The sequence below is a fragment of the Candidatus Enterococcus murrayae genome, from assembly GCF_017315985.1.
Classification (GTDB): Bacteria; Bacillota; Bacilli; order Lactobacillales; family Enterococcaceae; genus Enterococcus_A; species Enterococcus_A murrayae.
Window position 1 is genome coordinate 1 of the sequence record NZ_JAFLVR010000029.1, and the last position, 14227, is coordinate 14227.

General features: G+C 38.3%; 14 protein-coding genes and 1 other annotated feature. Of the genes, 5 read left to right on the forward strand and 9 right to left on the reverse strand.

Annotated elements, in window-relative coordinates:
• Positions 1–630: 630 nt before the first annotated feature.
• The gene (locus JZO85_RS12775; protein WP_207108922.1) at positions 631–2181 is read left to right on the forward strand and encodes an L-glutamate gamma-semialdehyde dehydrogenase; all 1551 of its coding nucleotides are present in this window, start codon (positions 631–633) and stop codon (positions 2179–2181) included.
• Positions 2182–2328: 147 nt separating this feature from the next.
• Here the strand turns inward: JZO85_RS12775 and JZO85_RS12780 are convergent, their stop codons facing one another.
• The 3 genes from JZO85_RS12780 to JZO85_RS12790 all read right to left on the reverse strand — a co-directional run bounded on the left by JZO85_RS12780 (position 2329) and on the right by JZO85_RS12790 (position 3827).
• Complete coding sequence (locus JZO85_RS12780) at positions 2329–2496, reverse strand: hypothetical protein (protein WP_207108923.1); 168 nt, start codon at positions 2494–2496, stop codon at positions 2329–2331.
• A 49-nt stretch (positions 2497–2545) separates the two neighbouring features.
• Positions 2546–2989, reverse strand: a complete 444-nt coding sequence (locus JZO85_RS12785) for a GNAT family N-acetyltransferase (RefSeq protein WP_242550355.1) — start codon at positions 2987–2989, stop codon at positions 2546–2548.
• A 139-nt stretch (positions 2990–3128) separates the two neighbouring features.
• Positions 3129–3827, reverse strand: a complete 699-nt coding sequence (locus JZO85_RS12790; RefSeq protein WP_207108924.1) for a MarR family winged helix-turn-helix transcriptional regulator — start codon at positions 3825–3827, stop codon at positions 3129–3131.
• Positions 3828–4251: 424 nt separating this feature from the next.
• On the opposite strand from JZO85_RS12790, the gene JZO85_RS12795 reads away from it, so the two are divergent.
• Positions 4252–5124 carry a cation diffusion facilitator family transporter gene (locus JZO85_RS12795; protein WP_207108925.1) on the forward strand — a complete coding sequence of 291 codons (873 nt, stop codon included), beginning with the start codon at positions 4252–4254 and terminating at the stop codon, positions 5122–5124.
• Between the two features lie 180 nt (positions 5125–5304).
• Here the strand turns inward: JZO85_RS12795 and JZO85_RS12800 are convergent, their stop codons facing one another.
• The gene (locus JZO85_RS12800) at positions 5305–5847 is read right to left on the reverse strand and encodes an acyl-CoA thioesterase (RefSeq protein ID WP_207108926.1); all 543 of its coding nucleotides are present in this window, start codon (positions 5845–5847) and stop codon (positions 5305–5307) included.
• A 142-nt stretch (positions 5848–5989) separates the two neighbouring features.
• Here JZO85_RS12800 and JZO85_RS12805 point away from each other — a divergent pair, with 142 nt between their 5' ends.
• Positions 5990–7165: an AI-2E family transporter gene (locus JZO85_RS12805; protein ID WP_207108927.1), complete on the forward strand. Its 1176-nt coding sequence runs from the start codon at positions 5990–5992 to the stop codon at positions 7163–7165.
• A gap of 57 nt (positions 7166–7222) precedes the next feature.
• Here JZO85_RS12805 and trhA read toward each other — a convergent pair whose 3' ends face one another.
• A complete protein-coding gene (trhA, locus tag JZO85_RS12810) occupies positions 7223–7858 on the reverse strand; it encodes a PAQR family membrane homeostasis protein TrhA (RefSeq protein WP_207108928.1) in 636 nt (211 codons plus the stop codon).
• Positions 7859–7947: 89 nt separating this feature from the next.
• Entirely contained in the window at positions 7948–8235 is a 288-nt protein-coding gene (locus JZO85_RS12815) for a hypothetical protein (protein WP_207108929.1), read from the reverse strand.
• Between the two features lie 208 nt (positions 8236–8443).
• On the opposite strand from JZO85_RS12815, the gene JZO85_RS12820 reads away from it, so the two are divergent.
• Entirely contained in the window at positions 8444–9385 is a 942-nt protein-coding gene (locus tag JZO85_RS12820; RefSeq protein WP_207108930.1) for a nucleoside hydrolase, read from the forward strand.
• A gap of 57 nt (positions 9386–9442) precedes the next feature.
• On the opposite strand, the gene JZO85_RS12825 is transcribed toward JZO85_RS12820, so the two are convergent.
• From JZO85_RS12825 to JZO85_RS12835, 3 genes are all read right to left on the reverse strand, one after another.
• The gene (locus JZO85_RS12825; RefSeq protein WP_207108931.1) at positions 9443–10105 is read right to left on the reverse strand and encodes a methionine ABC transporter permease; all 663 of its coding nucleotides are present in this window, start codon (positions 10103–10105) and stop codon (positions 9443–9445) included.
• Positions 10105–11118, reverse strand: coding sequence for a methionine ABC transporter ATP-binding protein (locus tag JZO85_RS12830; RefSeq protein ID WP_207108932.1), 1014 nt, complete (start codon positions 11116–11118; stop codon positions 10105–10107). Before JZO85_RS12830 ends, JZO85_RS12825 begins: the two co-directional genes overlap by 1 nt.
• A gap of 92 nt (positions 11119–11210) precedes the next feature.
• Positions 11211–12035, reverse strand: coding sequence for a MetQ/NlpA family ABC transporter substrate-binding protein (locus JZO85_RS12835; RefSeq protein WP_207108935.1), 825 nt, complete (start codon positions 12033–12035; stop codon positions 11211–11213).
• A 125-nt stretch (positions 12036–12160) separates the two neighbouring features.
• Positions 12161–12393: a binding site (T-box leader), on the reverse strand.
• Between the two features lie 230 nt (positions 12394–12623).
• Between JZO85_RS12835 and JZO85_RS12840 the strand changes: the two genes are divergently transcribed.
• Positions 12624–13691, forward strand: a complete 1068-nt coding sequence (locus tag JZO85_RS12840; protein ID WP_207108933.1) for an iron-containing alcohol dehydrogenase family protein — start codon at positions 12624–12626, stop codon at positions 13689–13691.
• Positions 13692–14227: the final 536 nt, after the last annotated feature.

Below are 14227 nucleotides of genomic sequence, written 5' to 3' on the forward strand. Positions count from 1 at the left end.
AACATAATATTAAACACTTTCTTTTTCATATGAATCTCTCCTATTTTTTAATTATCTAACTATATCAACCCTAAGTCATAGTTTAAACTAAGTCAGAACTAAATAGTCATTAAATATAATTATTAAAAACAATATACAGCGGTTTTGTTCATTCAATAAAGATAAAAATTATCAGCCATAACAAATAATACTATTTAAAAAAGTATTTGAATTAGGAAAACGAAAATTACGAGTTATTTTACAGTTATTTCCGCACATTATTAACGAAGGTGTTACTGAGAATACCAACTCTTACTCTGTCAGATAAGTTACTGTCTATCCAATCAAAGTTTGACATTTGATAAAAAATTTTCTATTAAAAATCTGCTTGTCATTCATGCTGAATGAGTCATCATTTCAGCATTTTCAATCATCTCCTATCTTCTCTTCGGGTTACTTTTATAAGCCATTAAATCCGCCGCCCCCCTTCTCTATCACAAAAAATAAATCATCTGGAATAGCGGTATCTAAAATGATAGAATGACTTGAGGACAAGAAGACTGCTATGATTTTGCGATTTCGCCGTAAAATGTAAGGGTGTACATTTTGTCTTAAAATACTACCTTGGTAGAAGTAGGGAGGAACATGTATATGCGTTTTAAATTTTTTAATGAACCAGAGTTGGATTTCACGAAGGAGCAGAATGAAGAACAAGTAGTTGCTGCAGTAAAGAAAGTTAAAGCATTACTTGGAGAAGAAATTCCTATGATTATCAATGGAAAACGAATCCGTACACAAGAATGGATCAATTCCTATAATCCCGCTGAGAAATCACAACTAGTGGCTAAAGTTGCGAGTGCTACTGCTACGAATGCAGATGAAGCTGTAGAAGCTTGTGCAGCAGGCTTTAAAAAATGGAAAAAGGTCTCCCTAGAAGAACGATTGACACTGGCACAGCGAGTGATTGAGCTTTTATTGGAAAAACGATTTGAGCTGATCGCTTGGATGAGCTTTGAAAACGGAAAAAACTGGGGTGAAGCTGACGGTGAAATCTGTGAGTTGATTGATTTTACTCGTGCTTATATGAACAGTATGGAAAAATTATCTGAGGGATTAGATTATTTGATCCCTGATCCGCAAGAGGAGCGCGCATGTGTTTATGTGCCTATTGGTGTAGGAATTGCTGTCGCTCCTTGGAATTTTCCTTTATCGCTGATCGGCGGCATGGTGATGAGTGCCTTGATTACAGGCAATACGGTCGTTCTAAAACCGGCTAGTGATACACCTGCCGTTGCCTATCGTTTTTTTGAAATTTTAGAAGAAGCAGGATATCCAGCAGACAGCATTGCTTTCTTACCAGGGTCAGGAGCAGCGATTGGAAATCAGCTGGTAGCTCATCCTCAAACGAGATTCGTCAATTTCACAGGCTCCAAAGAAGTCGGCTTAAAAATTAATGAATTAGCAGCTAAAACCGGTCCTGGACAAATTTGGATCAAACGAGTGGTAGCAGAAATGGGCGGGAAAAATGCGATTGTCGTTGATGAATCAGCTGATCTTGCAAAAGCAGCTAGCGACATCGTTGCTTCAGCATTCTTTTTACAAGGTCAAAAATGCTCTGCATGTTCGCGAGTGATTGTTCACGAAACAATCAAAGAGCAATTAGTTGAGATGATCGTTCAAAAAACACAGGAATTAGAGCAAGGAGCTGGAACAGAAAACTATGCACTTGGTCCTGTTATCTCGCAAAGTGCCTTCAACAAAATTACAAAATATATAGAAATTGCTAAGAAAGAAGACCAATTGATCTATGGCGGCAGTTACGATGATCAAAAAGGGTATTTCATTGATCCTGCAATTTTTGCTGTATCACCCGCGTCGACTATCTTTAAAGAAGAGATTTTCGGCCCAGTATTGGCAATCACTGGCTATCAAAGCTTCTCTGAGGCTATTAGCTTAGCAAACGCAACTGAATATGCCTTGACCGGTTCTTTATATTCCGAGAATGAAGCGAACATCAAGGAAGCGCAAGCTGATTTCCATGTGGGAAACCTGTATATCAATCATAAATCTACCGGCGCAGTTGTTCGTCAACATCCATTTGGTGGTTTTAATATGTCTGGAACAGATGCAAAAACTGGAACCCATGACTATTTGCAAAATTTCCTACAATTGAAATCCATCACTCGAACAATTACAAAGTAAAACGATTGAAACTATTTTCACTAAGAGGTCGGGCCTCTTTTATCATCAAAAATAGGAGTCGAAACTAAAAGTGAGTCGAAAGAAAAATTTCTTTTGACTCACTTCTATTTATCTTGAATGTCACTAGAAGACTATTCATCCGTTTTATCACCCGAAATCATAAAGATCATGGTACTTTTGATAATTGATCATCCCAAGCGAAGTAGTAAACAACCGCGATTTTGCTTCTAGTTCGATTCGTAGTTTTTCATACTCTTTTCCTGTATGCTTCTTTGGCTCATTTTCTTTTCTTCTTGGATCAAATAACTCCTTCATGATGGATTCCTCCTTCATCTTTTCTTCCAGGGGAGGCAGACAAATTACATTAGTTCTCTGAAAACACAGGAACTTCCACTGCTGGTAACACTTTCGTCATCCATAAAAATTCAATGTCGTGTTTTGTAAACGGGATTAGCACACGACGGTAATTACGTTTCACGTAAAATAACTGAGCAGTTTTACGTCCGGTTAAAATAATCCGGAAATGTCCTTGCTCCTGAGCAAATTCTTCCAAACTGCTCATCAATTGATCTCCGATATGTTGTCCCTGATATTCTGGTAAAACGGCTACCTGTCGAACACGGGCGATTCCAAAGGGATATAATTGAATAGATGCGGTTCCCACGACTTCATCGTTTTCAACTGCCACAAAAACATTTAAATTTTTCTCTTTATTCCAATCAATTTTTCCGCCTAACACCTGTTTGCGTAATTTCACTGCACTAGTATGTTCTTTGCTAAACAATTCAGCTATTTCAATTTTCATCATCACAGCCTCCTTTTCATTTTGCTCGCATTCTTTTTCTATACAATCATTAAGAATGATGAGATTTTTCATTCTTTCCTATTAGCAGACTGAATGTTGAGCCGCATTCCATTCCTCTAGTCAGGCTCTGTTTCGAATCCTTTTACCAGTTGTCCCATTCGCTATGCTGAGCTTGGTCGTGTGCGTCTCTTTTCCGCGGATCCTCTTTCGGATTTATAGGGCCATGAGCGAAAGGTCCTGGTCCAAAGCCTCCTCTGCCGAATTGATTACGCATTTGTTCTTTCCATGCACGCTTCAATTTACGGCGGTCTGCTGGTGACATCCCATTAAATTCTTTCATATGCGGATCAAACTGCATCCTCATTGCTTTTAAGGCTTCAATTGCTTCAAATGGATCATTAGGAAATTCAGGCCGACCGCCAAAGTCCTCACTCCAACCGGCAATTACCTTATTTAATAATTGATCCAAGGTATGCAGTTCTTCATCTGTCAATCCGGCAAAAAATTCTTCCGAACGTTCTTGCGGTTTATTCAAATTCGCTTTTTTGCGACCAATTTCGGTGATGTAAATGCGCTTGATTCGCTTGTCTTGCTCATCCTCACGGCGTTCGATCTCGTCACGGCTTTCCAACTTGTTCAAAATCTCAGTTACTGAGCTAGGACGCATGTCCAATATCTCAGCCAAGACACCAGACGTCACACCATCTTCTTCTGCCAAAATATCCAAAACTAACTGCTGTGTCGGCGCACTTTTCTGACAATTCCCTGCATCCATTAAGCGACGACTGGCACCGCCTACATAAGACAATCGTTTCAATAATTCTTTTGTGTATTCACTCATCTTCACTCTCTCCTTTAAAAAAATCTTATTTTAAAACACTCTGCTAATTTCTCTGAAAGTTCATGCTACATTTGAGTCAGTCCGAATAAGTCATCAATATTTGAACTGAATTATTTTTGTTTCGGCACCTATATTTTAGGCACCTATATTTTAGGTACCTAACATTCGTTTGAATTGATTATACTTCGGTACCTAATCATTGTCAACGAAAAAAATATAAAAATTTGTCTTGATTACTCTTCTGAATAAATGAAAAAGGAAGCTGTAATGAATAAAATTAAAGTCCCCTGACAAGTCTTTTCAAGGGACCTGCGACTAATTGTTTTAGCTGCACCAAAATAATTACAGATTAAAAAAACGCTTGTATTACTGATTAAATAAAGTGTATAGTGATAAAACATTTTATTTTTTGAGGGGTAAAATCATGATAAACAATCGTTATGAACAATTAAAAAAAGCAGAGCTAGGAGCGCTTATCAGTATCATCGCCTATATTTTAGTCTCTGCCATGAAATTAGTGGTTGGTCATTGGGCAAATTCAGAAGCCCTGCGAGCAGATGGTCTGAATAACTTCACAGACATCCTATCCTCAATTGCTGTCTTAATTGGATTACGAATCTCACAAAAACCAGCTGATGTAGAACATCGCTATGGGCATTGGAAAGCAGAAAATATTGCGAGTTTAGTGACCTCTTTTATTATGCTGCTGGTAGGGCTACAGGTTTTATATAGTTCAATTCTCTCTGTGATAAATAAAAAAACTGAGGCTCCAGATATGACTGCAGCAATTGTTGGGATCATTTCTGCTGCTATAATGTATGGTGTCTATTACTTCAATAAGCGACTATCTGAAAAGGTTAAAAGTCCCGGATTACTAGCAACGGCCAAAGATAATCGCAGTGACGCTTGGACTAGTATCGGTACGTCTATTGCCGTCTTCGCAGCCTCTTTTAATTTAGTCTGGCTCGATAGTACAGCCGCCATTATCGTAGCGCTTTTGATCCTAAAAACAGCCATCGATATTTTTAAAGAAAGTGTCTTTTCGTTATCTGACGGCTTTAATCAAGAGCAATTGCTTCAATACAATGATACCATTGGTCATATCAAACACATTCAAGCGGTCAAAAGTATCAAAGGCCGCAGTTATGGAGCCAATATATATCTCGATGTTACAGTGACCATGAAGCCCGATTTGACAGTCAGAGAAAGCCATGATATCACCGATCAGATTGAGCACCTGTTACAAGACAAGTTCCATATTTTTGAAACGGACATCCATGTGGAACCAAGCGAATAAAAAAGGACTACTGCAAAATCCCTCTCTAAGCATTAACTTAGAAGGAAATTTTGCAATTAGTCCTTTTTTTCATTCGGGGGGTCATGATTGAATTTATAAACGAAAATACAGATTGTTTGCAATTGATAACCAGATAGCATCGATTCCTAAATGTGCAGTTGCGAACTTCATTCTATTCACTTAATCCCCTGTCCCCTCCTCTGACCAAGGTAGATCGGTAGACAATAATGCCGCAAAATTCTTATAGTCATCACGGTCCTTCAGTCGATGGCTCCGTCGCTTCTCATACCCGTCGCAGACCATTTTTTCTTCTGTTGTTTCTGGTACAACATTAGGAACGGTGAACTCAGTTTCTTCATTCATATGAGATGGTACTGCCACAAAAGTTGTGAAGCAGGTCGCTGCCAAATAACGCTCACCAGTCATGAGATCTTCTCCGATTACCTTGACAAAAACCTCCATAGACTTATTATGTGTGCCGGATACATAGCATTTCACGCACACCGAATGATTGGCATGGAGAGGTTTTAGAAAATTCAAATTATCCAATGAAGCCGTCACCGCGCCTCTGCGGCAATGACGCGAGATCGAAATGGATGCAGCATCATCGATCAGCGTCATCAGTTTCCCTCCAAATAAATAGCCGAAAGGATTTAAATCAAAAGGAAAAATGCGGTGTGTTTGAATCACACGGGATTCACGGCAGGTTCTTGTTTCAGTCAAAGCGCTCACTCTTTCTATGTATCATTTTTCTTCATTTCATACGAATTATCCCATCTTCATTGAACTTTTTCAAAAATTTCGAAAAGTATACAGTTTTACAGACATTCGGTATACTTGATTTATAAAGGAGGAGGTACATTTCATGGAAAAAGAAAAACCCTCGAAAATTATTCAATTTTTTGGCGGTAAAACATCCTATTACATTATCGGACTAATTATTTTAAGTTCCTTAGCCATCTATTTATTGAATACTGTTTCATTTATTTTCAGACCATTTGTGGTCATTATCACTACGGTACTCCCGCCAGTAATATTTGCATTGTTGCTGTATTATTTACTGAATCCCGTGGTCAATTTCCTCAGTAAAAAAGGAATTCCGCGGACCATCAGTATCGTATTAACCTATGTTGTGATCCTCAGCATATTTTTCTTCGGCGGAGCGAGACTTATTCCTGTGATTCAGGATCAAGCACAAGATTTGATCAAACAATTTCCAGAATACATTGATGACTTTCAAAATTCGATCAAAAATATTCTTGATGCCACACCCTTCGCGGCTTCTTCTGATCAAGCTTTGGATTCACTGGATAAATTGACCAAACAAGCTCTGAACTACTTAGCGAACAACTGGCAGGATGGTGCCAAAGGCTTAGGAACAATTTTTTCTGCTGTTTCTAGCACCGCCATCACCCTATTTACCGGACCCATTATCGCGTTCTTTTTGATCCAAAGTCCACATAAACTCTATAATGCAGTGATCGAAATGATCCCACCGCGATTTAGAAAAGATACTAGCTCACTAATCAGGATCGCCAATCAGCAGTTAGGTGCCTTTCTAAAAGGACAGGTGATCGCCTCACTCCTGCTAGGGTTAATTTACTGGGTTGTATTCCTGCTGTTAGGTTTGCAATTTGCGACAGTCATTGCGCTCGCCGCAGGGATTTTAAGTATTATTCCTTATATTGGATCTTTTTTGGCCTTCTTGCCTGGCGTGTTCATTGCCTTTCAAGATTCAACTTTTATGGTGGTTAAATTCGTTATCGCATGGTTTGTTGTTCAATTACTTCACGGCGACCTTGTTGTGCCTCGTGTAATGGGCGATAAATTGAAAATTCATCCAATTACCATTTTAGTTGTCTTATTAGTTATGGGGGATCTTTTAGGTTTGGTTGGAGTAATCTTCGGTATCCCAATCTATTCTATGATCAAATTATTGGTTGTCTTCACTTTCCGCAAATTCAAGCAGCGCTACAATAAATATTTTGCTGATGAAGGTGCTTATCGCAATACCGGATTTTCAGAGGATGATTATCTATAAAGAAAAAAAGGGGCTACGTCTTCATTTAGATGCAGCTCCTTTTTAAATTGTCATTTTTTATAAATAAATCGAAAAGAACATCAGTATCGCGCCCAGCATTACAAACAAATGCCAAACAACATGCATGTAACGACGGTTTTTCATACTATAAAAAAGAGAGCCCACTGTGTATGCTACTCCACCACCAACTAGCAGTAGCAATCCCTTTAGTCCAACACTCTGATACAAACTTGGCAAGGCAATGACGACCGCCCAGCCCATCACATTATAAATGATTGTAGAGAGCTTTGATACCGTCTTGACTTTACTTAAGGTCAAACTCTTGTAAACAATCCCAACGATCGCAGCTAGCCAAATAATACTCAGCAAGACAATCCCTATCGTCCCCTTAATATAAAGCAAACAGTACGGTGTGTATGTCCCAGCAATCAGCAAGTAGATCGAACAATGGTCGAATACTTGGAAGACTTTTTTTGCTTTAGTAAAGATCAAGCTATGATAGAGCGTCGATGCCAAAAACAATAGCAAAAGCGAGACTCCATAAACAATAAATGAAACATAATGCAACCCGCTGCTAGCCTTCCTCAACAAAAAAACAAACCCAACAATACTCAATACCACGCCTATACCATGCGTTATCGCATTTAGCACTTCATTTGTGATTAGATATTTCCGGCTAAATTTTGTATCCATTTATTTGTCACCTCGAATAATTTATTAAAGATACTATATCATAGTTTACGAAATAATCCAATCTAGTTTTCATAACTAGATTGGATTATTTAACCAAGAACAATCCCTTGTTTGATTAATTTATATCCAAAAACCAGCTCTTTATCGACAAATATCTCTGCTTCTTTTACTTCATTTAGTGCGATAATCAATTGATTCAAGGTTAATACTTTATCCGGTTGTTTGCTAAGAACGATTTTATCTTTTTCGACCTTTACGCTTAAATGATTCGTTTGCTTTTCCCCATCATTAATAAAAACATAGGTATAAGAAGATAATTTTTTCATTTTTCCAGTTGAATCCACTTGGATTGCAGTCAATAGATCTTTCGCCTTCATTAACTTCACCTCACATACTTATTGAAACTCACTTAAATACATTCGCTTACATTATAAACTAAAAGCAACACATCATGGCCATCGTTGATCCGCTTCCCGATTAACTGAATCGCTTTTTATTCTTATACATATGACAAATGTCCTACTTGTTTTTGATAGAAAACGATAAAGTGCAATTGAACAAAACAATTAGAAAAGAGGCTTACTGATGCGAAAATTTATTATTGATACAGATACCGGAAGTGATGATGCAGTTGCTCTAGCCATGGGATTGATGGATGAAACGATTGACTTGTTAGGGATTACTACAGTCTCGGGAAATTGTGAACTCACTCAAGCCACTAAAAATGCTTTAATGGTCGTTCAATACTCAGGTAAACAAGTTCCCGTTTACAAAGGCTGTCGCCTTCCGCTGCTTAGATCAGAACGAGTAGATGCTGTCAGTGTTCATGGTATCGATGGTATGGGAGATCTAGATCTTATTCATCCAGAACAAACACACGAAAAGCAGCACGCGGTAGATTTTATTATTGAAATGGTCGCCCAATACCCAGACGAAGTAGAAATTGCAATCATTGGACCCGCAACAAATATTGCCTTAGCGATCATGAAAGAGCCCGACATCATGAAACGAGTGAAACATTTTTATATCATGGGCACCTCTGGCTTTGCTTTAGGTAATGCCTCGACAATGGCAGAGTTCAATGTCTATGCTGATGCAGAAAGCTATGTACCTTTATTAAGAAGCAACGTGCCAAAAACAATCATTGGATTTGATATTTGCCTTGAAAATGCCTTCAAAGCGTCTGATATTAAACAATTGCGTAAAAAAAGCTCCCTAGGTAAGTTTTTAATGGATTGTAATCATACTGTACTTCAATACAACCTTGAGCGCAGTGGTGAAGAAGTCCTTGATTTACCGGATGCTGTAGCTCTTGGAGTCGCCCTCTGGGAAGAAGAAATAGTTCTCGAATCAAAAATGGTTTATGCGGAATGCTGTTATAAAGATGACAATACGTACGGATTAGTCATCTTAAATGACCCACAGGATATCTTAGCTGTTAACCATAAATACCCTGCAAACAATGCCGAGGTAATCACAAAAATTAATGGGGATAAGTTAAATAAAAAAATTATTGCGCTGATGTAACTTGAGCAAAAAGTAAAACGGTGAGCCCATCATTTGATGGCTCACCATTTTTTCTGCTTAATTTCTATCCAGACTTTTTGCAATCGTATTTCCTAAAGTCTGAACAATTTGAACCAACACAATCAATAATACGATCGTTGAGTACATCACTGCCGGTTCATTTCGTAAAAATCCATATTGATAGGCAATGCTTCCTAGTCCTCCTGCTCCGACTAGACCCGCCATCGCTGTTGCACCAATTAAACCAATCATCGCAATCGTCAATCCACGAATGATCCCGCCACGTGCTTCTCTTAGCAGTACACTACGAATAATGTGAAAATGACTGATTCCCATCGCTTGATAAGCTTCGATCACCCCTCCATCAACTTCCAATAATGAGGTTTCCACTAAACGTGCTAAATACGGTGCTGTATAAATGATCAGCGGCAAAAGTACCCCTTGCACCCCGATAGTTGTTCCCATGATCAATTTAGTCAGAGGCAAAATCAAAAATAGCAGGATAATAAATGGCAATGATCTCAGTACATTGATAATACTATTTAAAATTGAGTACAACGGAAGATTACTGTTCAGTCCGCCTGGACGAGCAATCACTAAGAGTACACCCAGCGGGATCCCGATAACGATCGAAAGCGCCAACGCCACACAGACCATCACGAGCGTTTGTCCCAATCCTTCGATCACGACATTTCCCCACTGATTCCAAAACTCACTCATTAAACAACCTCCTCTATAAGAACACCTTGACTTCTGATATACTCTTTCGCTAATTGAAAGTCCGTCTCTGTTCCGCCATCAAACTGAACCAACAGTTGACCATGGCGTTTTTCCTTCAAATAACCAATATTCCCGCTGAGTATGTTTGGACTCAGCTGAAAATCCTTTGCGACACGCGCTAAAACGGGCTCTGTTGCTTCCTCCCCAATAAATTGCAGCTGTACTAACCGTCCACTACCCTTATAAGCCGCTAAAACCTCTTCTGGGACATTATAACCATCATTCGCCCCAATGAATCGTTTCGTTGTTTCCTCTTTAGGACGAGTAAATAAATCGATCACAGGCCCCGCTTCGACGATCCTGCCGTCCTCCATCACTGCTACGCGGTCACATATTCGCTGAACCACATCAATTTCATGAGTGATTAGAAAAATAGTGATCCCTAGCTCCTGATTAATCTTAGTCAATAAGGTCAAAATTGATTCTGTCGTTTCCGGATCTAGCGCGCTAGTCGCCTCGTCTGATAAAAGAATCTCCGGCTCATGAGCCAAAGCCCTAGCAATTGCTACTCGTTGCCGTTGTCCACCGGATAACTGCGCGGGATAATTATCCTTGCGATCTGTCAAACCAACTAAGTTCAAATACCTAGCGACGCGTTCTTCGATGACGTCTTTCGAGACCCCCTCTAATTTTAACGGCTTAGCAATATTTTCATAAACTGTTGCGGTCGATAACAAATTATATCCTTGAAAAATCATGCCAATCTTCCGCCTAGTTAACAATAATTCTTTTTTGTTTAGTTCACGTAAATTCTGCCCATTGATCAGAATATCTCCAGTCGTAGGCGGCTCTAAAAAATTAATCATGCGTATCAAAGTGGATTTCCCAGCGCCAGAATAGCCTACTACACCAAAAATCTCACCCTTTTCAATCGTCAAATTAACCTCTTTTACTGCTTCTACACGACGTTTTTTCTGTTGATAAACCTTCGAAACTTCCTTAAGCTCAATCATGTGAAGGCTCCCTTCCAATTCGTATAACTGTATTCATTTTTCTGAAAGAAAAATAAGTTTGATTCTATTAATAGATGCGTACGATTAAATTATTAAAAGGCCGGTACAACAGAACCTTTAAATTTATCTTCAATAAATTTTTTCGTTTCATCCGACTGATAATACTTTTTAAGTTCTTTCACAATCTTGTCATCTTTGTTCTCTGTCCGTATTGCAAATACATTGTAATTCGGATTATCCTCTAATGGTTCATGATATATCGCATCATCATTAATAGTTAGACCAGCGCCAAAAGCAAAATTTGTATTGATTGCTGCTGCCGTTAACTCTCCCAACTGAGAAGGAATCTGTGATGCTTCCAGTTCCACAATCTCGATATCCTTAGGGTTTTCAGCGATATCATTTTTAGTAGCTTTAACTTCGACACCATCTTTTAGCTTCAAGACACCTGCTTCTTCCAATAATTTCAATGCCCGATATTCATTTGTCGGATCATTTGGCACCCCGACCTTGTCCCCCTTTTGAAGTTTACCTAAATCAGAAACTTTTTTAGAGTAAACCCCTAATGGGAAGGCCACTGTTTTGAAAGCCGTTTCGATCTTGTAGTCCTTATCCTTCACTTGTTGCTCCAGAAAAGAGAATGTTTGATAACTATTTCCATCTAAATCACCATCATTTAGTGCTGTATTAGGTGTATTATAATCATCAAAGCTTTTGACTTTGATCTCGATTCCATCTTTCTTCGCTTGTTTAGCAACCTCTTCCAGTATCTCTTGGTGTGGACCAGAGGTCACCCCGATCGTCACCTTTTTCTCATCCAATGGTTTTGCTTCGCTTTTACTGCCACATCCCGTCAATACTCCGCTAACTGCTAATGCTGCTACCCCTAATAAAATACCTTTACATAATTTTTTCATCATCATTTCCTCCTAAATTAGTTTCTTTTTTCTTCCTGTTTTTGAGCGTCCAGAAGAATTATCAAAATGCAATCAGCCTATAACAAAAGAAAAAAAGCCCGCCCTCTTCCACACATTATGTGTTTGAAAAGGACGAGCTTACTCGCGATACCACCTTCATTTGCAACAGTCTCACAACCATTACCTCAACAAGTACAGTCATACTTGAGCGTTAATAACGAGCGCTGCCCCGTCACTGCCTACTTATCGGCAATGCCATTCAGAGACCATTTTCTAAATCCTTCAACATATCCGCTCTCACCTAATCGGACTCTCTTTAATGTTTCGTAATTTATACTTTTCTCTTCATCACGTTTCTTTGTTTAACAAATTGATAAGTAGTATCTTACACATCTAAATAAAGGCTGTCAACACTTTTTATCACCAAAAACACATTTGACTTTAATTTGCACAAAGCATAAACTAGTTGAAATCTCACTTTTAAAGAGTGAAATTAATTCTTATCAAATGAAATGGTAAATAGCTTGAATTTGGAGCCCCTCAATCAAGCAAAAACTTGTTCCTCAATATAAAAAGGAGTTGAATTTAATGGACATTACTACAGAAGTAAGACCTGGCGCCAATCGTTATGCTTGTGGAGAAAATATACTGCAGGATTTACCAAGTTACTTAGCAGGCTTCAAGAAAATTGCCGTTATCACAGGTGAGAAATCCTCTGAGGCTTTCAAAAAATACTATCGCAAAGAACTTCACTATCCAACCTATCGATATGATGGTAGTTCCAGCCACGAGAATGCTGTTGAATTAGCTAACAAAATTGAAGAAGCCGAACTAATTCTAGCCATCGGCGGTGGACGTGTCATAGATACAGCAAAAATGACTGCTGAAGAACTTAATGCTGAACTGATGGTCATTCCAACATTGATCTCAAATTGTGCGCCCTTCACCCCGATCGTTGCTGTTTATCACCCAAATCGAACGTTCAAAGCTATGGGATTTATGAAACGGGCACCTTTTTTGACATTAGTTGATTCAAAATTCCTATTGGCAACTCCTAAAGACTATTTTGTAGCTGGTATCGGGGATACTTTAGCAAAGTGGTATGAAATCGAAGGGATTACCCGTAATCTTCAAGAGGATGAAAAAACCGCTTATATTAGACTGGGAATCGCTAGTGCTAGAGCTATCCAAGAGTTGCTATTAAAGGATGCGATTCCAGCGATTGAAGACCTTGAGAACCATAAGGCAACACCTGCCTTTAGCCGTGTAACGGATACTATTATCGGTCTAGCGGGAGAAACAGGAGGATTTGCTGCTTCCTTCGGCCGTTCTGCCGGTGCTCATGCGATTCATGATGGACTATCCTATCTGGAGAGCACTCACAATCAGCTTCATGGAAAGAAAGTTGCCTATGGAATTCTCGTTCAATTAGCACATACAGACAACTTAGACGAGATCAAAAATCTAAAGGCCTTTTATCAAGCGACTGGACTCCCTCTAAAACTAAAAGACTTAAACGTGCTTGAGACGTCTAAAGAGGCTCTAGAGTCGGTAATAAGCCATGCTGCTTCTTCTAGCGAAACATTTAAAATGATCGATCCTAAGATTACATCAGAACAAATCTATAAAGCTATTCAAGTAGTCGAGTCTTTATAAAGTTTACTTTCAGCCTATTGAGGTGTACCTCAATAGGCTTTTTATTTTGAAGTTTACTTTTTAAAGACCAACAAAATGTTTACCTTAAAAAAGCTTTAGAGCATACTATTTAATATAGTTTACCTCAAATAACACTTATATTAAAGCTTTTTATATTAAGTAAACTTTTAATGAGCAAATGTTCCCTCATATAAAAAGTTTACTTAATTAAGGATATATTGAAGTTTACTTTTTAATTTGAGGTTTACTTTATTAAGAATAGTCCTTTTATTCAATTTAATCTCAAATAGTACACTCATTAGTATAGCAACATTTATTTAAAGTTTACCTAATGATTTTCAGGCTGATAAAGGTACACTCTAAAAAAGTAATTTAGGGTGTACCTTTATATATGCTTAGGTTTACTTCAATTTATTTTTATTCAGTAAACCTTTAAATCTAAGAATACAGTTTACTTTTTAAATAAAGTTTACCTCGAACATTTGATTTAAGTAAACTTTTAAACACCAATAAAAGTTTACCTTTATATATTATAT